At 71.1% G+C, this 21,450-nt stretch carries 21 protein-coding genes and 1 pseudogene; 14 read left to right on the top strand and 8 right to left on the bottom strand.

Annotated features, from left to right (window positions below):
• The first annotated feature begins 60 nt into the window (after positions 1-60).
• From ACFYW8_RS21170 to ACFYW8_RS21150, 5 genes are all read left to right on the top strand, one after another.
• Positions 61-978 (top strand): TIGR03621 family F420-dependent LLM class oxidoreductase, encoded by a 918-nt coding sequence (locus tag ACFYW8_RS21170; RefSeq protein WP_389077688.1) that lies wholly within the window; start codon positions 61-63, stop codon positions 976-978.
• Between the two features lie 57 nt (positions 979-1,035).
• Positions 1,036-1,461 (top strand): GNAT family N-acetyltransferase, encoded by a 426-nt coding sequence (locus tag ACFYW8_RS21165; protein WP_365870583.1) that lies wholly within the window; start codon positions 1,036-1,038, stop codon positions 1,459-1,461.
• Between the two features lie 209 nt (positions 1,462-1,670).
• Positions 1,671-2,996, top strand: coding sequence for a hemolysin family protein (locus ACFYW8_RS21160; protein ID WP_389077681.1), 1,326 nt, complete (start codon positions 1,671-1,673; stop codon positions 2,994-2,996).
• A complete protein-coding gene (locus ACFYW8_RS21155) occupies positions 2,993-3,997 on the top strand; it encodes a hemolysin family protein (RefSeq protein ID WP_389077676.1) in 1,005 nt (334 codons plus the stop codon). Before ACFYW8_RS21160 ends, ACFYW8_RS21155 begins: the two co-directional genes overlap by 4 nt.
• A gap of 180 nt (positions 3,998-4,177) precedes the next feature.
• The gene (locus ACFYW8_RS21150) at positions 4,178-4,975 is read left to right on the top strand and encodes an SGNH/GDSL hydrolase family protein (protein ID WP_365870586.1); all 798 of its coding nucleotides are present in this window, start codon (positions 4,178-4,180) and stop codon (positions 4,973-4,975) included.
• 803 nt (positions 4,976-5,778) lie between these two features.
• Here ACFYW8_RS21150 and ACFYW8_RS21145 read toward each other — a convergent pair.
• On the bottom strand, positions 5,779-7,011 hold the full coding sequence (locus ACFYW8_RS21145) for a BN159_2729 family protein (protein WP_389077671.1): 1,233 nt from the start codon (positions 7,009-7,011) through the stop codon (positions 5,779-5,781).
• The gene (locus tag ACFYW8_RS21140; protein ID WP_261704212.1) at positions 7,008-7,589 is read right to left on the bottom strand and encodes an RNA polymerase sigma factor; all 582 of its coding nucleotides are present in this window, start codon (positions 7,587-7,589) and stop codon (positions 7,008-7,010) included. Before ACFYW8_RS21140 ends, ACFYW8_RS21145 begins: the two co-directional genes overlap by 4 nt.
• 417 nt (positions 7,590-8,006) lie before the next feature.
• On the opposite strand from ACFYW8_RS21140, the gene ACFYW8_RS21135 reads away from it, so the two are divergent.
• From ACFYW8_RS21135 to mug, 4 genes are all read left to right on the top strand, one after another.
• The gene (locus ACFYW8_RS21135) at positions 8,007-8,483 is read left to right on the top strand and encodes a transcriptional regulator (RefSeq protein ID WP_389077664.1); all 477 of its coding nucleotides are present in this window, start codon (positions 8,007-8,009) and stop codon (positions 8,481-8,483) included.
• A gap of 126 nt (positions 8,484-8,609) precedes the next feature.
• Positions 8,610-9,065: a hypothetical protein gene (locus ACFYW8_RS21130; protein ID WP_389077660.1), complete on the top strand. Its 456-nt coding sequence runs from the start codon at positions 8,610-8,612 to the stop codon at positions 9,063-9,065.
• Positions 9,066-9,351: 286 nt separating this feature from the next.
• Positions 9,352-10,794, top strand: coding sequence for an adenylosuccinate lyase (gene purB / locus ACFYW8_RS21125; RefSeq protein ID WP_365870591.1), 1,443 nt, complete (start codon positions 9,352-9,354; stop codon positions 10,792-10,794).
• Between the two features lie 44 nt (positions 10,795-10,838).
• Positions 10,839-11,339 carry a G/U mismatch-specific DNA glycosylase gene (gene mug, locus ACFYW8_RS21120; protein ID WP_389077655.1) on the top strand — a complete coding sequence of 167 codons (501 nt, stop codon included), beginning with the start codon at positions 10,839-10,841 and terminating at the stop codon, positions 11,337-11,339.
• A 1-nt stretch (position 11,340) separates the two neighbouring features.
• Here mug and ACFYW8_RS21115 read toward each other — a convergent pair whose 3' ends face one another.
• From ACFYW8_RS21115 to ACFYW8_RS21105, 3 genes are read right to left on the bottom strand one after another with little or no spacing between them, the layout of a single operon-like run.
• A complete protein-coding gene (locus tag ACFYW8_RS21115; RefSeq protein ID WP_389077651.1) occupies positions 11,341-11,784 on the bottom strand; it encodes a hypothetical protein in 444 nt (147 codons plus the stop codon).
• Positions 11,785-11,842: 58 nt separating this feature from the next.
• Complete coding sequence (locus ACFYW8_RS21110; RefSeq protein WP_389077646.1) at positions 11,843-12,568, bottom strand: ABC transporter permease subunit; 726 nt, start codon at positions 12,566-12,568, stop codon at positions 11,843-11,845.
• A 2-nt stretch (positions 12,569-12,570) separates the two neighbouring features.
• On the bottom strand, positions 12,571-13,500 hold the full coding sequence (locus ACFYW8_RS21105; RefSeq protein WP_389077641.1) for an ABC transporter ATP-binding protein: 930 nt from the start codon (positions 13,498-13,500) through the stop codon (positions 12,571-12,573).
• 108 nt (positions 13,501-13,608) lie between these two features.
• On the opposite strand from ACFYW8_RS21105, the gene ACFYW8_RS21100 reads away from it, so the two are divergent.
• From ACFYW8_RS21100 to ACFYW8_RS21090, 3 genes are all read left to right on the top strand, one after another.
• Positions 13,609-14,772 (top strand): sensor histidine kinase, encoded by a 1,164-nt coding sequence (locus ACFYW8_RS21100; protein ID WP_389077636.1) that lies wholly within the window; start codon positions 13,609-13,611, stop codon positions 14,770-14,772.
• Positions 14,773-14,786: 14 nt separating this feature from the next.
• A complete protein-coding gene (locus ACFYW8_RS21095; RefSeq protein ID WP_389077631.1) occupies positions 14,787-15,449 on the top strand; it encodes a response regulator in 663 nt (220 codons plus the stop codon).
• Between the two features lie 98 nt (positions 15,450-15,547).
• Positions 15,548-16,705, top strand: a complete 1,158-nt coding sequence (locus ACFYW8_RS21090) for an ROK family transcriptional regulator (protein ID WP_365870598.1) — start codon at positions 15,548-15,550, stop codon at positions 16,703-16,705.
• A 213-nt stretch (positions 16,706-16,918) separates the two neighbouring features.
• Here ACFYW8_RS21090 and ACFYW8_RS21085 read toward each other — a convergent pair whose 3' ends face one another.
• Together ACFYW8_RS21085 and ACFYW8_RS21080 are read right to left on the bottom strand one after the other, a co-directional pair.
• A complete protein-coding gene (locus tag ACFYW8_RS21085; RefSeq protein WP_365870599.1) occupies positions 16,919-17,680 on the bottom strand; it encodes a GntR family transcriptional regulator in 762 nt (253 codons plus the stop codon).
• Positions 17,681-17,949: 269 nt separating this feature from the next.
• Complete coding sequence (locus tag ACFYW8_RS21080) at positions 17,950-18,834, bottom strand: RNA polymerase sigma-70 factor (protein ID WP_389077623.1); 885 nt, start codon at positions 18,832-18,834, stop codon at positions 17,950-17,952.
• A gap of 111 nt (positions 18,835-18,945) precedes the next feature.
• On the opposite strand from ACFYW8_RS21080, the gene ACFYW8_RS21075 reads away from it, so the two are divergent.
• Positions 18,946-19,599 carry an NADPH-dependent F420 reductase gene (locus tag ACFYW8_RS21075; protein ID WP_389077618.1) on the top strand — a complete coding sequence of 218 codons (654 nt, stop codon included), beginning with the start codon at positions 18,946-18,948 and terminating at the stop codon, positions 19,597-19,599.
• Positions 19,600-19,710: 111 nt separating this feature from the next.
• A complete protein-coding gene (locus tag ACFYW8_RS21070) occupies positions 19,711-20,541 on the top strand; it encodes an alpha/beta fold hydrolase (RefSeq protein ID WP_365870602.1) in 831 nt (276 codons plus the stop codon).
• Positions 20,542-20,661: 120 nt separating this feature from the next.
• On the opposite strand, the pseudogene ACFYW8_RS21065 reads toward ACFYW8_RS21070, so the two are convergent.
• Positions 20,662-21,450 (bottom strand): annotated as a pseudogene (locus ACFYW8_RS21065) (DMT family transporter); the annotation flags it as partial.

Here is a 21,450-nt window from a genome sequence, read left to right as displayed (position 1 = left end):
CGCCGGCGCCGGGGCAAGCGCCGGGGCAAGTCCTCGGTCCTCCAGGAGAAGGGATGGTTCATGCCGCGCCCGTTCCGTTTCGGCGTCAGCCTGATCGACGCGGCGCCCGCCGCCGAGTGGGCCGCCAAGTGCCGCCGCGCCGAGGAGCTCGGCTACGACGTGATCACCGTGGCGGACCATCTGGGCATGCCCGCCCCCTTCCCGTCGCTGGTCGCCGCCGCCGGGGCGACCGAGCGGCCCCGGCTCGGCACGTTCGTGCTCAACGCGGGCTTCTGGAATCCCGCGCTGCTGGCCCGTGAGGTGGCGACCACGGACGCGCTGACGGGCGGCCGCCTGGAACTCGGCCTCGGCACGGGGTACGTACCGGCGGAGCACGAGGCGGCGGGCCTGCCCTGGGGCACCGCGCGCGAGCGCGTCGACCATCTCCTGCGCACGGTCGAGGAGTTGGAGCGGCTCCGCGGCTCGGACCAGCTCGCCCGCGCCACGCCGCGGCCGGGCGGGGCGACTCCCGGAGCGCGGCCCGGCGAACCGCCGCGGGTACCGTTGTTGATCGGGGCCAACGGCGACCGGATGCTCCGTATCGCTGCCGAGCACGCGGACATCGCGGCGTTCACGGGCGCGCGCGCCCGGCGGAACGGCGCTCTGGAACCTGTCACGGCCACCGAACTCGACGAGCGCGTCGCGCTCTACCGGGAGGCGGCCGCCGCGCGCGAGGAGCCCGCCGAGCTCAACCTGCTGATCCAGATCGTCTCCGTCACCGACAACCGCAGTGCCGCGATCGGGCCGTGGCTGCCCCGGATCCCGCGGCTGACCGAACGCCAGGTCCTGGAGCTGCCCATCGTCCTGGTGGGCACCGTGGAGCAGATCACCGAACAGGTGCGGGCCCAGCGGGAGCGGTACGGATTCTCGTATCTGACGGTGCTGGAGCCGAACCTGGAGGCCTTCGCTCCCGTGGTCCGCGCACTGCGCGGCCGGTGACCGTCCGCATGGCGGAAATACCGTTCCGGCGTGCGGCCCGCGTGATGGGATCGGACCATGACCGACTTGCGCATACGAGCCGCGCGGCCCGAGGACCTGGATGCCGTTCTCGCCTTCTGGAAGGTGTCCGCCGAGGGCACGAGCATCAGTGACGACCGGGATGGGGTGGAACGGCTGGTCGCCCGGGATCCCGGGGCCCTGCTGCTGGCGGAACGCGCCGGGGAACTGGTCGGCACGGTGATCGCGGGCTTCGACGGCTGGCGCTGCCATCTGTACCGGCTGGCGGTCCATCCCGATCGACGCCGCCTCGGCATCGGCTCGGCGCTGCTCGCCGCGGCGGAGGAGCGTTTCGTACGGCTCGGAGGGCGGCGCGGGGACGCCATGGTGCTGAAGCGGAACGAGACCGCCCACCATGCTTGGCGCGCGGCCGGGTATGCGCCCGAGGAGCGCTGGCGGCGCTGGGTGAAGCCGCTCACCGACTAGGACTCCAGGGCGCCGACGGGCGGCAGGGGCCACCAAGGAGGCTCCTTTGCCTTTCCTTTACCCTTGTTGGGCAATCGTTCCTTCGACGAAAGGTGTGAGCGTCCGCCCATGGGCGAGCCTCCCAGTACCCGGAGCCGTGATCCCCACGGTGGCCGCGGAGATCGCGCGATCCCCCCGACCCTGGCCGACCATGGGACGGAGGTGACCCGATGACCGAAGTGTTCCTGCTGCTGGTGGCGGTTCTGCTGTCGCTGGCCTGCGGCGGCTTCGTGGCGGCGGAGTTCTCGCTGACCACGGTCGAACGCAGCGAGCTGGAGCGTGCCGTGGAGCGCGGCGAGCGGGGCGCCTCCGGCGCCCTCAAGGCCGTACGGAACCTCACCTTCCAGCTGTCCGGCGCCCAGCTCGGCATCACCGTGACGAACCTGGTCGTCGGCATGCTCTCCGAGGCGTCGATCGCCAAGCTCATCGCGGGTCCCCTGGAGTCGATCGGGGTCCCGCCCTCGGCCTCGAACTCGGTGGCCCTGATCATCGGAACGGCGCTCTCGACGCTCTTCCTGATGGTCGTCGGCGAGCTGGTGCCCAAGAACTGGGCGATCTCCGCGCCGCTGGCCGTGGCCAAGCGGGTGGCGACGCCGCAGCGCTGGTTCAGCGCCGCGTTCCGCCCGTTCATCGCCCATCTCAACAACACGGCGAATCGTGTCGTACGCCGCTTCGGCCTCGAACCCGCCGAGGAGCTGGCCTCCGCCCGCGGGCCCCAGGAGCTGGTGGCGCTCGCCCGGCACTCCGCCAAGGAGGGCGCGCTGGCGGCGGACACCGCCGAGCTGTTCGTGCGCACCCTGAACCTCGCCGACCTGACCTCGGAGAACGTGATGACACCGCGCGTCCAGGTGATAGCGCTGGACGTCCAGGCCACCTGCGAGGACGTGGCGAACGCGACCCGGGCCACCGGGCTGTCCCGTTTCCCCGTCTACCAGGGAACCCTCGACGAGGTCGTCGGCGTCGCGCACATCAAGGACGTGCTGACCGTGCACGCCTCGAGCCGGACGCAGACACCCGTCTCGCAGATCATGCGCGAGCCGCTGCTCGTACCGGAGTCGCTGACGGTCGACCGGCTGCTGGACCGGCTGGCCGGCAAGCGCACCATGGCTGTGGTCATCGACGAGTACGGCGGTACGGCCGGGGTCGCCACCCTGGAGGACATCGTCGAGGAGGTCGTCGGCGAGGTACGCGACGAGCACGACCCGCACGAGACTCCCGACCTCGCTCCGGCGGGCACGGACGACGAGGGCCGGGCGCTGTACTCGGCCGACGGGTCCGCCCGCACCGACCAGCTCGCCCGGGTGGGGCTGCGGGTGCCCGACGGGCCGTACGAGACGCTGGCCGGTTTCGTCGCGGCCGAGCTCGGCCGCATCCCCGTAGAGGGAGACACCGTCGAGGTCGCCGGGTGGCGGCTCGACGTGGTGGACGCCTCGGGGCGGCGCGCCGCGCGCGTGCTGCTGCACGCACCGCACGACGCCGAGGAGGGCGCGCGATGACCGCCGTACAACTGCTGATCGGGCTCGCGACGCTTGTCGTGAACGGCTTCTTCGTGGGCGCGGAGTTCGGGCTGATCTCGGTGCGCCGCAGTCAGATCGAGCCGCACGCCGAGCGGGGCGACCGGCGGGCGCGCAGCGTGCTCTGGGGCCTCGAACACGTCTCGGTGCTGCTCGCGACGGCGCAACTGGGCATCACGCTGTGCACCCTGGTGCTCGGCATCGTCGCCGAGCCCGCGATCGCGCACCTGCTGGAGCCGGTGTTCCACGCGCTGGGTGTTCCGTCCGGTGCGGGCCACGCGGTCTCCTTCGTCATCGCGCTCACCCTGGCAACGTATCTGCACATGCTGCTCGGCGAGATGGTGCCGAAGAACGTGGCACTCGCGGAACCCGTGCGGACGGCGCTGACGCTCGGACCGCCGCTGGTCACGCTCTCCCGCGCGCTGCGCCCGGTGATCTTCATGGTCAACGCCTTCGCCAACGGGCTGCTGAAGCTGTTGCGGGTCGAGACGAAGGACGAGGTCTCGGCGACGTTCTCCGACGACGAACTGGCCCGGCTCGTCCAGGACTCCAGCGCCGCCGGGCTGATCGACCACCGCGCCCAGGAGCGGCTGCACGACGCGCTGGAGCTGGGCCGCCGTCCCGTGCACGACGTCGTGCTCCCGGTGGAACGCGTCGTCTACGCGCGCGTGGGCGTCACTCCGGAGGGGCTGGAGCGGCTGTCGGCCGAGTCGGGCTTCTCCCGCTTCCCGGTCGTCGACGAGGGGCGCCGCATCGTCGGCTATCTGCACGTCAAGGACGCGCTGGACGCGACCCCGCGCGAGGAGCCGTTCCGTGTGGAGGACATGCGGCCGATCGCCCGCGTCCGGGAGAGCACTCCCCTGGACGACGTCCTGACGGCGATGCGCCGCAGTCGTACTCATCTCGCGGGCGTCATGGGCAGCGACGGTCGGCTCACGGGGCTGGTGACGATGGAGGACGTCCTCAGGGAGCTGTTCGGGTAGCCGGTGTAGCTGTTCGGGCAGCCGGTGCAGGAGAGCCGTGCACACCGTGGACACCATGCGAACCGCACCGGTCGCACCGGCCGCAGCAGCCGACCTGCCGACCGGCTCCGGGCGGCACCGGCCGCCCGACCCAGCCCGACCGACCGATGAGTATGTGTTCGGGTTACCATCTTTCCCGCCATGCAGATGAATGCCACCTACACCAGCCTCGTCGCGGTCGGCGACTCCTTCACCGAGGGCATGTCGGACCTGTTGCCCGACGGCTCCTACCGAGGATGGGCCGACCTCCTCGCGGCCCGGATGGCTGCCCGGACACCCGGTTTCCGCTACGCCAACCTCGCCGTGCGCGGGAAGCTGATCGGGCAGATCGTCGCCGAACAGGTGGACGTGGCCGTCGCCATGCGACCCGACGTGATCACATTGGTGGGCGGCCTCAACGACACCCTGCGGCCCAAGGTCGACATGGGACGTGTGCGAGGCCTCCTGGAGGAGGCCGTGGAACGGCTCGCCCCCGCCTGCGAGCGGCTCGTCCTGATGCGCAGCCCCGGCCGCGACGGTCCGGTCCTCGAACGCTTCCGGCCCCGCATGGAGGAGCTCTTCACCGTCGTCGACGAGCTCGCCGCGCGGCACGACGCGTTGGTGGTCGACCTCTACGGGGCGCCCTCGCTCGCCGACCCGCGCGTGTGGGACGTCGACCGGCTGCATCTGTCCGCCGAGGGGCACCGCCGGGTCGCCGAGGCCGTCTGGCAGACCCTCGGCTACGAGGCCGAGGACCCTGAGTGGCGCACCCCGATGGCGCCCACGCCGCCGCCCGGCTGGGTCGCCCGGCGCGGCGCGGACGCCCGCTTCGCCCAGCAGCATCTGCTGCCGTGGATCGGACGACGGCTGACCGGCCGCTCGTCCGGGGACGGACGTCCGGCGAAACGACCGGAGCTGCTGCCCTACGAAGGTCCTGTCGCGGGCGGCCACGGCGGCTGAGTGCGTGGTCCACCGAGGCGACTCCGGGAGCCGCGGGCCGCGTCCGTCCGTGGTGGAGTCCGCCGAGCCGCGGGGCGCGTCCGTCCGTGGTGGGTCCGCGTGGCGCCCGTGCGGTGCCCGCGAGGGCTGAAGGGAGCGCCGGCGGGACGGCTTCCGCCGTGCCCCTCTCTCGAGCGACACGGCGGCCCATGCTCCGCATGAAGGAGGACGCTACCGGTTCGCCCCTCGGCCGCCACAGGGCGCACGGGGGGCGCTCGACAGCGCGGGTGTGCCGTTGATGCGCTCACCCACGCGCCCCGGTACTACGGCCGGGCCCGGCGCGTACGCCGGGCCCGGCCGACGGCCCCTCCAGCTTTGCGGAGCATGGAGAGGAGCCGTCTCGCCACCCTGGAGGGGATGGCAAGTAACAGGCCAGCCGGGAAACCCCGCTGGAATCAACATCAAAGCACTCATGCGTGGGCCTGAGAAGTACGCCCCTGAGCACCGCCCATTGAACTTCCTGGCGCCTCTCTGTGGGCGTGGCCGGGGCAAAGACGCGTGCGTACCTTTTGGCACCGACACGCCATCGGTGGACGGATCAGGGCCGATGTGCCCCATCGGCACCGTTGCGGGGAACTGTCGGGAGGGTGGGAAACCAGCCACGTCGAGCGATGGCGCCTACTGCTGATCAGGGTTGCTCTGCGCCAGGTGCAGTACAAGACCCGGCGACATCTGTGGACGCGGGGCCCTGGTTCACCTCGTGCAGAGGTGAGGGGCGCCATGGATGAGAAACGGCCAGCGGAAGCGGCGGCCCCCGCCGACGATCACGCACTGTCCCCGGCCATTCCGTCGGAGGGGAGGGGGGTGGCCGTCAGCGGGCCGTGCGCCATGACGATCGAAGCCAGCGGATAAGGGGGGCCGTCCGTGCCTCGCAGGATCAGCAGGGGCATACCGCGCTCGTCCTGTCTCCGGCCGAGGGACAGCCAGATGCGATCGGTCCGGTCGACCTGCCCCATTCCGAGGTCGTAGATCCGCCCCCAGAGGTAGAAGGGGTCGGCGGCCGCGTCGCTCGCTTCCTGGAGGAGTTCGGGGACGCCGTGCGCGGTCAGGTGGACAGCGACTCCGTCCAGGGTTCCCGCGGCCACCTGGGCGTGCCCGGCCGTCCTGGTCCGGACGTTGCGAGAAGCCCCGATGGCGTCGAGCCAGTACTCCCAGTCGGCCAGGCACGTGGCCTTGATCGCCACCGTGACCCGCTCGCCGTCCGCCGAGATCTGCATGGCTTCCAGGCGCGCGAGGTGGTCCGACTGCAGGCCCGCGGCGACGGAGACCGCGCGGGCGGAGGCACTGCCCCATCCGACGGCGCGCGGACGCGCGGCGGCCGGCCGCACCCGCGGAACCTGGCCGTCGATACGCCTGGGCACCGACGCCGGCCCGTAGTCCGCCATGGACCGTCCGGCGCCCCGGTCGGCGAGACGCAGCACGATCGCACCGCGTGCGGCCGGCACGAGCGGCGAGGACTCCGAAGCACGGTCGTGCCGCACTTCGGAGTCCTCGCCGTCGGGAACCGGCCCGTTGCGGCTCGGCGTCGACGCGGGAGCATGGTCGGGGCGGGGCTCGGGGCCTTCGCCACCCAGGGCCGGCCCGTTGCGGTTCGGCCCGGAGACGGGCGCACGATCATGCCGGGGCTCGGAGTCCTCGCCACCGGGAGCGGGCTCCGTGCGGTTCGGCGCGGACGCGGGCGCGCGGTCGGGCCGGCGCCCGGAGTCCTCGCCGCCCGGGATCAGCCCCTTGCGGTTGAGCGCGGTGGCGATCCTCATCGCGACCTCGCTCGGGTAGCCGCAGTCCTCGACGATCGTGTCGACGGCCGCGTGGTAGGCCTCCGGGAAGTTCTGCCAGGCCTCGACCTGTGCCCGCAGCCGTTCGAGGACCCCCGCACCGCCCACCTCCACCAGGCGCCCCTGCGCCTCCAGCTCGGCGACGAACTCCCGCGCGAACGTGCCGAGTTGCTCGGCAAGGTCCGCTTCGACGGCCGTGCGGATCCCGGGCACCGTGGTCATGCCGCCACCCCCAGGTACTCGCTGCGCAGCTTGGCCAGAGCCCTGAACTGAAGCGTCTTCACCGCGCCTTCGGACCGTTCCATCTGACGCGCCGTCTCCAGCACCGAGAGCTCCATGAGGAACCGACGCGTGAGGACTTCACGTTGTGGCGGTCGCAGTTGCTCCAGAGCCTGCAGCAGCAACTCCTCGTCCAGGTTGATCAGTACGGTGTCCTCGGTGCTGACAGTGAGGTCCTCGTCGAAGCCGAGCATGTCCTCGACGACGAACTCGCGACGCTGGGCACTCTTGCAGTGGTCGATGACCTTGTTCCGGGCGATGGTGATCAGCCACCCGACGAAGCCGATGCCGCGGTAGGTGAAAGTGCCGCGTTTCATCCAGGCGTTGAGAAAGGTCTCACCGGTGATGTCCTCGGCGACCTGCCGATTGCGTACACGGCGCTGTACGTAAGCCAGCACCGCGGGGTGGTGCAGAGCGTAGAGCTCCCCGAACGCGTCCCGGTCACCCGCGAGTGCACGGGCGATAAGGGCCGGTTCTCTAGTGTCGAACCGCGGTGTGGCGGCGTTAGCCTCGGCGATCAAGGCCTACTCCGTTCATGAGTGGATGAACTGTGGCGGGCAGGTGCTGCGACGGTCCGCTCCGGCCATGGCCGGCCTCGGGCGCCGGATGACCGGGTCGTCGTGTCCGAAGGTTTCGAGGCGTCCCCCGCAGATGCCTCGCAGCTCCGGAGCCTGGTCGAGCTGACGTCGAGGCGGTGCAAATAGGGTCCCCTCAAAGGGACTTGCATACGTGCGACTAACTCACAGTCATGCAACATATGCAACTTGCGTACACGTACGCAAGTTGCTTCGCCGGTATGACGACGAGACTTTTTGTTGGGAACTGGAGTGCGAGCCGTCCCCCTTGGCCTGCCACGACACCCACACGCCCGTTGACCTGCGAAGATGCACGCATGCAAGTCGCGTGCAAGTTGCATACATGCGCGCTACTCTCCGGGCATGCGGAGCATGGAAGAGTCCCCCCACGAGTCCCGCGGTGAGCGACAAGCTCTCGCAAGGAGGGTTGGCGAGTACCTGACGAATGCCGCGACAGCGGCCGGGTACGACGTCCGCCCACGAGCCGGTGGCCGGGCTCAGCTGGCCATCTCGATTGGAGTCAGCCTGACGACGATCAGCAGAACACTGGAAGGGAAGACCCTCCCCCTCCCCTCGCAACTGAACACATGGGCGTCAGTACTTGGCCTCGACCAGCGAGAGATGTTGGTCAACAGCGGGATGCTTCCGCCGGAACACGGGCCTCAGCCTGCGGTACGGAGGGTAGCCTCAGTCACACTCACCCCGGAGGAGGCCATGGACGCATGGGGAATCACTGATCTCAGAATCCGCACAATGCTCAGCGGGAACATCGTCCAAGCTATCGAGCTCCAGAAGGATCTCGACGCCGACGACAACCGGGGGGCCACTGCAAGGGGGTAACGAAACGTGGCGTACAGACTGGCATTCGCGTCCGCCGCCAGCTGCACAGCCGGCTGGACATTCGTGGGCGAAGGCGTCTGGCACCATACATGGGAGTTTGCGGCAGTCGGGGTCGGCCTGTTAACCGTGGGAGCGGCCGGGGTCCTTGCGGCCCTGCTCCGTCACACGATCAACCAGGTCGACGCCCGCACACGGCATGATCTCAGCGTCCTGGCGGAGCATCGCAGACGTCTCGAGCTGGACATGCACAAGCGCGAGCTGGAGCTGTCCCAGCGAGAGAAAGCCATGGCCCGCAGGGCCACCGTCACAGCCATCAGACTCGGCAGCCATGCCAGAGCCCTCGACGAGGCGCGCAACGCGAACACCGCACTGCGCGCCAAGAACTCCCAGCTCATGCAGGAGATCGAGGAAGTCAACGATGAGCGCAACCAACTGATCACGGCAGAGCTCACCCTCGCCCACGACCGGTTCACCTCGAAGACGTACGGGGGTCTGCGCGCTGTAGTCGGCAGCGAGCAGTCCCACCCCGATCCCCATGCGCAGGCGGGCTACGGAAGTCGCCCACCACGTTCGGGATCATGAGAACGATCCTGCGAAAACGGTCCACCAAAATATCTCTCCACTACATACGATGAACAACTCCCTTCTACTCAAAGGAAGTTGAGCGTCTTTTCGCCGGGACCACCGGCGAACGGCAGGAGCGACGACGCGGTCTGTGGTGCCCGCGAAACGCGGCACCTGGTCCCGTCCCCGCACCTCTCACGCACACCCCGGTCCGCCGGGGGGTGCCGCTCCGCCCCGACCTGCGCATTCGGGACGCGGCGGACCTGACAGGCCCGGCTCCGGACAGCCGGTATGCTCCATACACGTGACTGCCGCGCCTGCAAAGCCCCGTATCCCCAACGTTCTCGCCGGACGCTACGCCTCCGCCGAGCTCGCAACGCTCTGGTCCCCCGAGCAGAAGGTGAAACTGGAGCGTCAGCTCTGGCTCGCCGTGCTGCGCGCCCAGAAGGACCTCGGGATCGAGGTGCCGGACGCCGCCATCGCCGATTACGAGCGCGTCCTCGACCAGGTCGACCTCGCCTCCATCGCCGAGCGCGAGAAGGTCACCCGGCACGACGTGAAGGCGCGGATCGAGGAGTTCAACGACCTCGCCGGGCACGAGCACGTGCACAAGGGCATGACGTCCCGCGACCTCACCGAGAACGTCGAACAGCTGCAGATCCGGCTCTCCCTGGAGCTGATGCGCGACCGTACGGTGGCGGTCCTCGCCCGGCTGGCCAAGCTCGCCGGCGAGTACGCCGAGCTGGTCATGGCCGGCCGGTCGCACAACGTGGCCGCGCAGGCAACCACCCTCGGCAAGCGCTTCGCGACCGCCGCCGACGAGCTGCTCGTCGCGTACGGCCGTCTCGAGGAACTGCTCGACCGCTACCCGCTGCGCGGTATCAAGGGCCCGGTCGGCACGGCACAGGACATGCTCGACCTGCTGGGCGGGGACGCGGCCAAGCTCGCCGACCTGGAGCAGCGGATCGCCGGGCACCTCGGCTTCTCGCAGGCCTTCACCTCCGTGGGCCAGGTCTACCCGCGCTCCCTGGACTACGACGTCGTGACCGCGCTGGTACAGCTGGCGGCCGCCCCGTCCTCGACGGCGAAGACCATCCGGCTGATGGCCGGGCACGAGCTGGTCACCGAGGGCTTCAAGCCCGGCCAGGTCGGCTCCTCCGCGATGCCGCACAAGATGAACACCCGCTCCTGCGAGCGCGTCAACGGCCTGATGGTCATCCTGCGCGGCTACGCGTCGATGACCGGCGAGCTGGCCGGCGACCAGTGGAACGAGGGCGACGTGTCGTGCTCGGTCGTCCGCCGGGTCGCGCTGCCGGACGCGTTCTTCGCGCTGGACGGTCTGCTGGAGACCTTCCTGACCGTCCTCGACGAGTTCGGCGCCTTCCCGGCCGTCGTCGCCCGCGAGCTGGACCGCTACCTGCCGTTCCTCGCGACGACCAAGGTCCTGATGGGCGCGGTGCGCGCGGGTGTCGGCCGTGAGGTCGCCCACGAGGCGATCAAGGAGAACGCCGTCGCCTCCGCCCTCGCCATGCGCGAGCAGGGCGCGGAGCGCAACGAGCTGCTCGACAAGCTCGCCGCGGACGAGCGGATCCCGCTGGACCGCGCGCAGCTCGACGAGCTGATGGCCGACAAGCTGTCCTTCACGGGCGCCGCCGCCGACCAGGTTGCCGTCGTCGTCGGCCGTGTCGAGGAGATCGTGAAGCAGCACCCGGAGGCCGCCGCCTACACGCCCGGGGCGATCCTCTGACGCGGCTCACCCGAGCGGACCTGGAGGCCGCCCGCGACCGGCTGGTGCCGGATGTCGTCGCGGACGGCCTCTCGGTCCTTTTCTGCGGCATCAATCCGGGCCTGATGACGGCGGCCACCGGCCACCACTTCGCCCGGCCCGGCAACCGGTTCTGGCCGGTGCTTCATCTCTCCGGGTTCACCCCGCGGCTCCTGAAGCCCTCCGAGCAGGACGAGTTGCTCTCGTACGGACTCGGCATCACGAACGTGGTGGCGCGGGCGACGGCCCGCGCCGACGAGCTGAGTGCCGAGGAGTACCGCGAGGGCGGGCGGCTGCTCGGCGAGAAGGTCGAGCGGCTGCGCCCGAGGTGGCTGGCGGTGGTGGGGGTGACCGCGTACCGAGCGGCGTTCGACGACCGCAAGGCCGGCATCGGCCCGCAGGATCGGGTGATCGGGTCGAGCCGGGTGTGGGTACTGCCCAACCCCAGTGGGCTCAACGCGCATTGGACCGCGGCGACGATGGCCGAGGAGTTCGGCCGCCTGCGGGCGGCGGCGCAGGCTCCCTGAGTCAGGGTGGGTCCGTCTCGGTGATCACCGCCAGCAGCTGGAACGGCAGTTCGCTGTCCCACCGCGAGATACCGAGGGCGACCCAGCGGTCGTGGCCCTCCGGCTTCCAGAGGTGCGCGTCGGGCACGTGCGAACTCAGGACGCCCCAGGGCTCGGGTATGTCCTCGCCGTCCGTCACCCGGTCGAGAACACCTGCCAGGCTGAAGACGTACGGGCTCCCCCAGCGGCGGGTGAGCACCTCCGAGAGACCGTCCCGGTCGGCCTCGAACTGCTCCTCCGTCTCCTCACGTGCCGCGCCGTCGGCTTCCCGGAAGTCCTCGCTCGTCACCAACTCGGCGATGTGGTGGCCGGGTCCGCCCGTGCCGGCATCCGACCGGCCGCGCTCCGCGGGAAAGTCCTCGGAGCACAGCCGGTCGATCACGGCGAGCTGCTGCGCGATGGCCATGACGTCCAGTAAAGCGGCCGCCACCGACAATTGGTGAGGCGTCAGGAGGCCAGTGCGGTCAGGCGTCCCGGCGCCGGACGCACCACGCGCCCGCGCCCAGTGCCGCGGCGGTCCACAGCGCGGTCACCGCGAGCCCGCTCCAGGGGCCCAGAGCGCCGTCGGCCGTCTCGTGCAGGACCGCCTGCCCCGCCTTGTCCGGAAGGAAGTCCGCCACGCTCCCCGACGCTCCCCCGACGACGAAGGACACGATCAGGAGGAAGGGGATCAGGATGCTCAGCGTGGCGACCCCGCTGCGCAGGACGGCTGTCAGGCCCGCCGCGAACAGCGCCATCAGGGCCAGGTAGATCGCGCAGCCGACCACTCCCCTCAGTTCCTCCGTCCCGGTCAGCCCGTCAGCCCGGGAACCGAGCACGGACGTCCCCACGACCAGACCGGCCACTCCCGTGACCAGGCCCATGACCAGAGCCGGTCCGCCGATCGCCACCGTCTTCGCCAGGAACCAGCGGCCCCGGTCGGGAACCGCCGACAGCGAGACGCGCAGGGCGCCGCCCTGGTACTCGGCCGAGACCGCCTGCGCCCCGAAGGTGATGGCGGCGATCTGGCCGAAAACGACACCGAAGAAGGTCGAGAAGAGCGGGTCGAACTCCGGGTCGCCGGAGTTGTCGAGTCCGGCGAGTGCCGAGAACGCCACCGTGGCCGCGAGGACGGCGAGCAGGCCCCAGAGGAGCGAGCGCAGGGTTCGGATCTTGATCCACTCCGCGCGGAGTGCGGGTGCGAAGGACACGGTCAGGCCTCCTGAGGCTGGGTCGGGGCGGCGGCGAACTCGGTCTCGGTGGCGGTCAGATCCAGATAGGCCTGCTCCAACGTGCCTTCCTCCGCGGCGAGTTCCAGAATCGGAAGACCGGCGGCCGAGGTGAGGCGCCCGATGTCCTCCAGCCGCGCGTCGAGGGCGGTCCAGAGGCCGTCCTCGCCCTCGACGGCCTCGATGCCGTGCTCCGCGAACAGGCTCGCCAACGCGCCGCCGTCCGTGCTGCGTACCCGGACGCGAGGCTGCACGCGTGCGTGGATGAACTCGCGCATGGGCATGTCGGCGAGCAGCCTGCCGCGGCCGAGGACGACGAGCTGGTCGGCGAAGGACGCGGTCTCGTTCATGAGGTGGCTGGAGACGAGGACGGTGCGCCCCTCCCGGGCCAGCCGGCGCAGCAGCTCCCGGATCCAGATGATCCCTTCCGGATCGAGCCCGTTCGACGGTTCGTCCAGGAGCACCACGGGCGGGTCGCCGAGGAGCGCGGCGGCGATGCCCAGACGCTGACGCATTCCCAGGGAGTACGTCTTCACCCGGCGCCGGGCCACCGAGGCGAGCCCCGTCTCCTCCAGTACGTCGTCCACCCGGCGTTCGGGGATGCGGTTGGTGGCCGCCAGAGCCCGCAGATGGTCCCGGGCGGTCCGCGATCCGTGCGCGGCCCCGGCGTCGAGCAGGGCGCCCACCTTCCGGAGCGGCTCGTCGAGGGTGGCGTAGGCACGGCCCCCGATGGTGGCGGTGCCGGACGTGGGCCGGTCCAGGCCCAGCACGAGCCGCATGGTGGTGGACTTTCCGGCGCCGTTCGGGCCGAGGAATCCGGTGACGCGGCCCGGGAGAACGCTGAAGGTCAGGCGGTCCACGGCGCGCTTGCTGCCGTACTCCTTGGTCAGGTCTTGGACGTCGATGCTGGTCATGGGCCCAGCGTGGCGGCCGCGGACCGGCTCCCGCCTCCCCCGCGGGTGGAGATCCTCTCCCCCGCCCGGGGGAGGTCCGTTGTCAGTGCCTGCTGGCACGATGACGCAATGGCCCGATTTCTGCGCCCGCTGCTGTGGGGGACGACGTACACGCGTTTGCTGCACTTGTGGGTGCCGATGCTGTTCACCAGTGTGTGGCTGTTCATCGACTCGTCGAAGCCGTGGGTGCCCGCCGTGATGGTGATTCCCCTGGGCCTTATCCCGGCCGTGCGGCGGGGCGAGGGTGTGCAGGCCCGTTTCATGCTGGCGCCGGACGAGCGGACCGGTGAGGACACGGCGTTCTCGATCGCTCCTTCGGTCGGGTGGCGGGACCGGTGGCGGACCGTGCTCTGGCTGGAAGCGCGCATCCTGCTGGGCTGGGCGGCTTGCGGTGTCACCGTCTGGCTGCCCGTGTTCGCCGTCGATCTCGGCAGGGCGGCCACCGGCTACCGGCCCACCGACGATCCGGTGGTGATGCTCCTGGACCCGCACTGGACCTGCGCGCTGCTCGTCCCGCTGCCCCTGATCGCCCTGTACGGCGTGGTGGTCGGCCTCGGCGAGCTGACCACGGTGCTGGCTCGGCAGCTCCTCGGTCCCTCGCCCACCGAGCGGCTCGCCGCGCTGGAGGAGCGGACCGAACAGCTCCTGGAGCGCAACCGCATCGCCCGCGAGCTCCACGACTCCATCGGACACGCGCTGACGGTCGCGGTGGTACAGGCCGGTGCCGCGCGGGCGGCCGGCGACCCGGCGTTCACCGGCCGGGCCCTGGTCGCCATCGAGGAGACCGGACGAGCCGCCCTGGAGGATCTGGAGCGGGTGCTGGGCGTGCTCCGCGAGGCACAGCGTCCGGTGAGCGGCCGCCCCACGCTGGCCGACGCGGACCGGCTGCTGGAGTCGGCGCGCACCTCGGGGGCCAAGGTGGACGCAGAGGTCTCGGGCCCGTTGGAGACGGTGGCCGGTCCGGTGTCCAGAGAGGGCTACCGCATCCTCCAGGAGTCGCTCACCAATGTGCTGCGGCACGCCGGGGGCGTCCCGGTGCGGGTCCGTATCGAGGTCAGGGACGGCGCGCTCACCCTGGAGATCCGCAATCCGCTGCTGGACGGCAGAGCGGGGCCCGGACGCGGCAGCGGCCTGCGCGGCATACGGGAGCGGGCCGCGCTGCTCGGCGGCAGCGCCCGGACGGGCCCGCACGAAGGCGACTGGCAGGTGCACGCAGAGCTGCCGTTGAGCTGATCTACGCTGGCCGGATGCCGGTCACCGTTCTGCTCGTCGACGACGAACCACTCGTACGCGCGGGGCTGCGCGCCGTTCTGGAGGCGCAGCCCGACATCGAGGTGGTCGGTGAGGCGGCCGACGGCGCGGCGGTGATCCCGCTGGTCCGGCGGTTGCGGCCGGACGTGGTGGCCATGGATGTCCGGATGCCGCTGATGGACGGCATCGAGGCCACCCGCGCGGTGCTGCGGACCGTCACCGATCCGCCGAAGATCCTCGTCGTGACGACGTTCGAGAACGACGAATACGTCTACGAGGCGCTGCGCGCGGGTGCTGACGGTTTCCTCCTCAAGCGGGCGCGGCCGGCCGAGATCGTGCACGCGGTACGTCTGGTGGCCGAGGGCGAGTCCCTGCTGTTCCCCGCCTCCGTACGGCAGTTGGCCGCCGAGTACGGGGAGGGCGGGGGGAATCCGGCGGCGCGTGCCGCCATGCGGCGGGCCGCGCTGACCGAGCGCGAGGCGGACGTGCTGCGGCTGATGACCCGGGGGATGTCGAACGCCGAGATCGCCACGCGGCTGGTCGTCGGGACGGAGACGGTCAAGTCGCATGTCAGCGCCGTACTGGCGAAGCTGGGGGCCCGGGACCGTACCCAGGCGGTCATCGCGGCCTACGAGTCGGGGTTCGTGGCACCGGGCTGAGAGCGATCCGTCGGTGGGAAAGGGTCCCCGGCCCTCGCCGGGGACCCCCGCGACGAGTACGATCCGGCCAACACGCGCACAAGCTGGGAGGACGGACGTTGGGGCGGTTGACCGGCGGGGATCCCTCTCTGCTGCGACGGATCAATTCCGCGGTGGTGCTGCACGCCTTGCGTGCCACGGACTGCGCGACCCTCACCGAGATCACCCGGGTGACCGGATTGTCACGGCCCACGGTCGAAGGGGTCGTCGAGGGGCTGATCGAGAACGGGCTGGTCGTCGAGAAGGCGGCCGAGGAGGGCGCCACGCGGCGCCAGGGGCGTCCGGCGCGCAGGTTCCGGTTCCGGGCCGAGGCGGGGCATCTGCTGGGCCTGGAGATCGGCCCGCACCGCGTCGCGGCGCTCCTCGCGGACCTGGACGGACGCGTGATGGGCGCGATGGCCAAGGACGTGGACGAGACGGCGTCCGCCGACGAACGGCTGGAACGGCTTCGGCTGGCGGTCGCCGAACTGCTGCGCAGGGCCGGCGTCGCCCGTAGCTCGCTGCGGGCGGTGGGCGTGGGAAGCCCCGGCATCGTGGAGGCGGACGGCACCGTACGCCTGGGCACAGCGCTGCCGGAGTGGACGGGCCTGCCGCTGGGCGAGCGGCTGAGCCGTTCCTTCAAGTGCCCGGTGCTCGTGGAGAACGACGCCAACGCGGCGGCTGTCGCCGAGCACTGGAAGGGTGCGGCGGCCGAGTCCGACGACGTCGTGTTCGTCCTGGCGGGACTGAGTCCGGGCGCCGGCTCGCTGATCGGCGGGCGGCTGCACCGGGGATACGGCGGGGCGGCCGGCGAGATCGGCGCGCTGCATCTGCTGGGCCGCGACGTCACTCCCGAGACGCTGCTGTCGACCACGGACGAACCATTGCACCCGCTCGACGAGCAGGCGGTCGCCAAGGTGTTCGCGCTGGCCAAGGGCGGCGACCTGCGGGCGCGCGCGGCCGTCGACCGCTTCATCCAGCGGCTGGTGCACGACGTGGCGGCCCTGGTCCTCGCCCTCGATCCGGAGCTGGTCGTCATCGGCGGCTGGGCGGCCGGTCTGGACGGTGTCCTGGAGCCGCTGCGGCGGGAGTTGGCGCGCTACTGCCTGCGCCCGCCGAAGGTGGCCCTCTCCATGCTGGGCGAAGCGGCCGTGGCGACCGGGGCGCTACGCCTGGCCCTCGACCATGTGGAGGAGCAGTTGTTCGCGGTGGAGGGGACCGTGACGGCGCGCCGCTGACCCGACAGCGACGCGGCGGCTGCTGCCTCAGCTTCGTGTGCAGGTACAGCTACCTCTACAGGGAGCTACAGCCACAGCTACAGATATAGCTACAGCTACAGCTACAGCTACAGCTACAGCCACGAAAAAACGTCACGCCCCGGAGTGTTCCGGGGCGCGACGGGTGTTGTCCGGGACGCGTGTCGAAGCGCGCGGCGGTCCGGGCGGAACGGCTCAGGAAGCGCGACGCTCCGGGTCGTGGTGGATCTCCACGCCACCGGAGTCACCGAACGTGAGCCGGCAGGTGTCCGCGCGGTACGTGGCCATGGAGACGGCGGCGGTACGCCCCTCGGCGAAGAAGCGGGTCGTGACGACGAGAACGGGCGCTCCGGGAAGGCGGTCGAGCTCCTTGGCGTCGTCCGCGCGGGCCGAGCCGAGCTCGACGGCACGGTCCTGGCCTTCCAGTTCCAGGCGCTGGAGTTCCCGCAGCACGGCACGCGCGCGTGCGGCGCCCGAGGGCGCGTCGATCGCCGACAGGTCCGGCACCGAGGACGCCGGGATGTACAGGAGCTCGGCGGCGACGGGCTGACCGTGCGTCACCCGGGAACGGCGCACCGTGTGCACCAGCTCGCCGGCGGCGGTCTCCAGGATGCCTGCCACTGACGCGGGCGGTGCCACCACGGTGCAGTCCGCGGCGTGCCAGGCGTCGCCGGCCGCCCCCGGCCACACGTGCTGTTCGGTTCCGACGGCCACACCCATACGCGGCGGCGCGACCGTGGTGCCCACGCCACGACGGCGCTGCAGCCGGCCTTCCAGTTCGAGCTGTTCGAGCGCCTGGCGCAAGGTGGCCCGAGCGACGCCGAAGCGGGCCGCCAGATCACGTTCGTTGGGCAGGATCTCGCCCACGGTGAATTCGGAGTCCAGTGCTTCACTGAGCACGGTCTTGAGATGCCAGTACTTAGGTTCCGGCACCGATTCCAACTGCGTGGTCCCCACCCTGTCCTCCGCAATCGCCGTGGCCCGGCGGCATTTTAACGCCCTTGTTTATTAAAGGTTCCTGCACTATCCCTGCGACGATAGGGCCGCCCCCACCCTTGGTCAAGACCAATCCTCGATCCCTTACCGATTGCACAGGCGGCCTGCAGCAGAGCGTTCACGAGGTGTTCTCGCTGGGCGATGTCCGTGACACGACGGCGAAAGCCCCCGTCCGAAGACGGGGGCTTTCGCTGTCCTCCGGCGCCTCGGGCCGAGGTGTCCGCGAGCGGTCAGTCGACGGAGAGCGACACCAGCTTCTCCGGGTTGCGCACGATGTAGACGCACTGGATGCGGCCGTCCGCCACGTCCAGTTGGATGACGCTGTCCGGCTTGCCCTCGGACAGCGCGAGCACCGCGACACCGCCGTTGACCTCGAGGAAGCGGAACGACAGGCCGGGCACACCCTTCCTGGTGACGCCGATGACGAACCGCCCGACCTTGTCGGCGGAGTCGAGCACGCGCAGCGGCGCCTGGGCCAGGCCTCCGCTGTCGCCGATGAGCCGCGCCTCCGGTGCCAGCAGGGACATGAGTCCCTCCAGATCGCCCTCTCCCGCCGCGGCGAGGAACCGCTCGGTGAGGTCACGGCGTTCGTCGGGGTCGACCTCGTAACGCGGCCGCCGTTCCTCTACGTGCTTGCGCGCCCGCCCGGCGAGTTGACGCACCGCCGGTTCACCCCGGTCGAGGACCACGGCGATGTCGGCGTAGGGAAATCCGAACGCCTCTCTCAGGACGAACACCGCGCGTTCCAGCGGTGACAGGGACTCCAGGACGACGAGGACGGCGAGGGAGACGGAGTCCGCGAGGACGGCCCGGTCGGCGCTGTCCGGGACGGTGTCGCCGAAGTCGGTGACGTACGGCTCCGGGAGCCACGGTCCGACGTAGGCCTCGCGGCGCGACTGGACCTGGCGCAGCCGGTCGATGGCGAGCCTGGTGGTGACGCGGACCAGGTAGCCGCGCGGTTCACGGACGTCCGACCGGTCGTCGGCGGACCAGCGCAACCACGCTTCCTGGACGACGTCCTCCGCGTCGGCCGCCCGCCCGAGCATGCGGTACGCCACGCCCATCAGGACGGGGCGATGTTCTTCGAAGACATCGGTCGCGGTGTCGATTGCCACCGCACCATCCCACCCGACACCTTCCTTCGTGTCCAGGCGAAATCGCCGTCCCGGAGCAGAATGGCCGCGGGCCCGCCGTCGGCCCGCGGTCTCGACACGGGAGGTACGACGATGCGGTACGGGGTTCTGGGCACGGGCGACGTGGGACGCGCGCTTGCCGGCAAGCTGGTCGAACTGGGCCACGAGGTCTCTTTGGGCTCGCGCACGAAGGACAACGCGGCGGCCGTCGAGTGGGCCGGCGGTTCGGGTCCCACGGCCCGTCACGGCACGTTCTCGGAGGCCGCGGCGTTCGGCGAGGTGGTCGTGAACGCGGTGGGCGGGCGGGTCGCGCTCACCGTGCTGGGGTCGGCGGGCGAGGAACACCTGGACGGCAAGGTGCTGCTCGACGTCTCCAACCCCCTCGCGTTCGAGGACGGCGGGATGCGCCTCTCTCCCGTCGAGTCCGACAGTGTGGGCGAGCAGATCCAGCGCGCGTTCCCGCAGGCCCGCGTGGTGAAGAGCCTCAACACCGTCAACTGCCAGGTGATGGTCGACCCCGCCAGGGTGCCGGGCGAGCACCAGATCTTCGTCTCCGGTGACGACGCGGGCGCCAAGGAGCAGGTGACGGCGCTGCTGGGCGAGTTCGGCTGGCCGGCGCACCGGGTGCTCGACCTCGGGGGCATCCGGACGGCACGGGCCGCGGAAATGTATCTGCCGCTGTGGCTGAGCCTGTTCCAGGGCATCGGGCACGCGGATTTCAATGTGGAGGTGCACAGGGCGCGGTAGCGGGCGACGAGGACGGGGCGGGTTCCGGAGACGGGGGCTACCCGCTGGTAGCAATTGCTGACAAGCTGTCTACAGATGGTTCGTCACGGCGTCCAGACGAGGAGCAGTCCCATGTCCGACACGGTCACCGTCAGCCTCCCCTCCCCGCGCGGCCCTAGGACGGTCACCCTGTCCTACGCGCGCGTGGGCACCGGTGAACCGCTGCTCCTGCTGCACGGGATCGGCCACCACCGGCAGGCCTGGGACCCGGTCATCCCCATCCTCGCGGCCGAGCGCGACGTCATAGCCGTGGACCTCCCCGGCTTCGGCGAGTCCCCCGCGCTGCCCGAAGGGCTCACCCACGACCTGTCGACGGTGGTGCCCGTGCTCGGCGCGCTGTGCGAGGCGCTGGGCTTCGAACGGCCCCATGTGGCCGGCAACTCGCTCGGCGGGCTGCTGGCCCTGGAGCTGGGCCGCGAGAAGCTCGTACGGTCCGTCACCGCGCTCTCGCCCGCCGGCTTCTGGTCACCGGTGGAGCGGCGCTACGCCTTCGGTCTGCTGATCGCCATGCGTGCGGCGGCCCGGCGCATGCCGCTGCCGGTCATCGACCGGCTCTCCCGCTCGGCGGCCGGGCGTACGGTGCTGACCAGCACCATCTACGCCCGGCCCGGCCGCCGTTCGGCGGACGCGGTCGTCGCCGAGACTCTCGCGCTGGCCCACGCCCAGGGATTCGACGAGACCCTCCGGGCGGGCACGAACGTCCAGTTCACGGACGACATCCCCGCGCTGCCCGTCACCGTGGCCTGGGGCACCCGCGACCGGCTGCTGATGCGCCGCCAGGGCGTCCGGGCCAAGCAGATCATTCCGCGGGCGCGGCTGGTGCGGCTGCCCGGCTGCGGCCATGTCCCGATGAACGACGACCCCGCCCTCGTCGCCCGCGTCATCCTCGACGGCAGCCGCTGAGCCGTCCCCGGCGCCGGCCCGTGAGCCCCGTCCCACGACGAGGCCCAACGCGCCTGATCCGAGGGCGACTCCGAGGCCCACCAGGACGCTTCCCGCGGCCTGCGCGACCCCGTAGGCGCCCGTGCCCACAAGCGGCGCCGTGCAGGCGGCGGCGACGGGAACGAGACCCGAGAAGAGCGTGGCGCGCTCCGCGCCGATGCGCTGGACACCCATGTACCAGCAGACGAAGCCGACGACCGTGACGACCGCCGCCTGCCACAGCAGCGCGGTCGCCTCGGTGGCGTCCGGCAGGCGCAGCCACGCTCCACCGCCGGTGATCACCCCGGCCACCGCGGACTCGACCGCGGCGATCCCGCACACGGTGGCCGACAGCAGCCGTGGCCCGAGGGGACGCAGCACCGGTACGGCCAGGACGGCGAAGCCGGCTTCCCCGGCCAGCGCGCCCACGGAACAGGCGATCCCGGCCCCGTCGGTGCGGCCCCACCCCTGAACCGCGAGGGCGCCCAGAGCGACGAGCGACGCCCCGTACAGGACACGGCGTTGTGGACGACGCCCCTCCTGAAGAGGCACGAGTACGGCGACGACGACCGGGGCGCACCCCACGAGGACGCCGGGAACCGCCGGTTCGGCCGTGCGCTCGGCGGCGAGCACCGCGAGGTTGAAGCCGACCATGCCGACGGCCGCGATCAGCGCGAGGCGCCCCCACTGGCGGCCTGTGAGCCGCCGCAGCGGGGCGGCACCGCCCCGGCCCACGAGGGGCAGCAGAAGGGCACACGCGAAGCTGTAGCGCAGGAACTGACCGCCCGCGTAAGGGTAGTGGCCAAGGACGCTGTTGGCCGTGAAGGATCCTCCGACGAGGACACAGGCGAGGGCGGCGAGGAGCGCGCCCCGGATGGTGGTGGCGTTCAT

Source organism: Streptomyces sp. NPDC002742 (assembly GCF_042888885.1).
Lineage (GTDB): Bacteria > Actinomycetota > Actinomycetes > Streptomycetales > Streptomycetaceae > Streptomyces.
The sequence above is the reverse complement of the archived record's forward strand: the minus strand, read 5'-3'. Positions and strand labels throughout refer to the sequence as shown.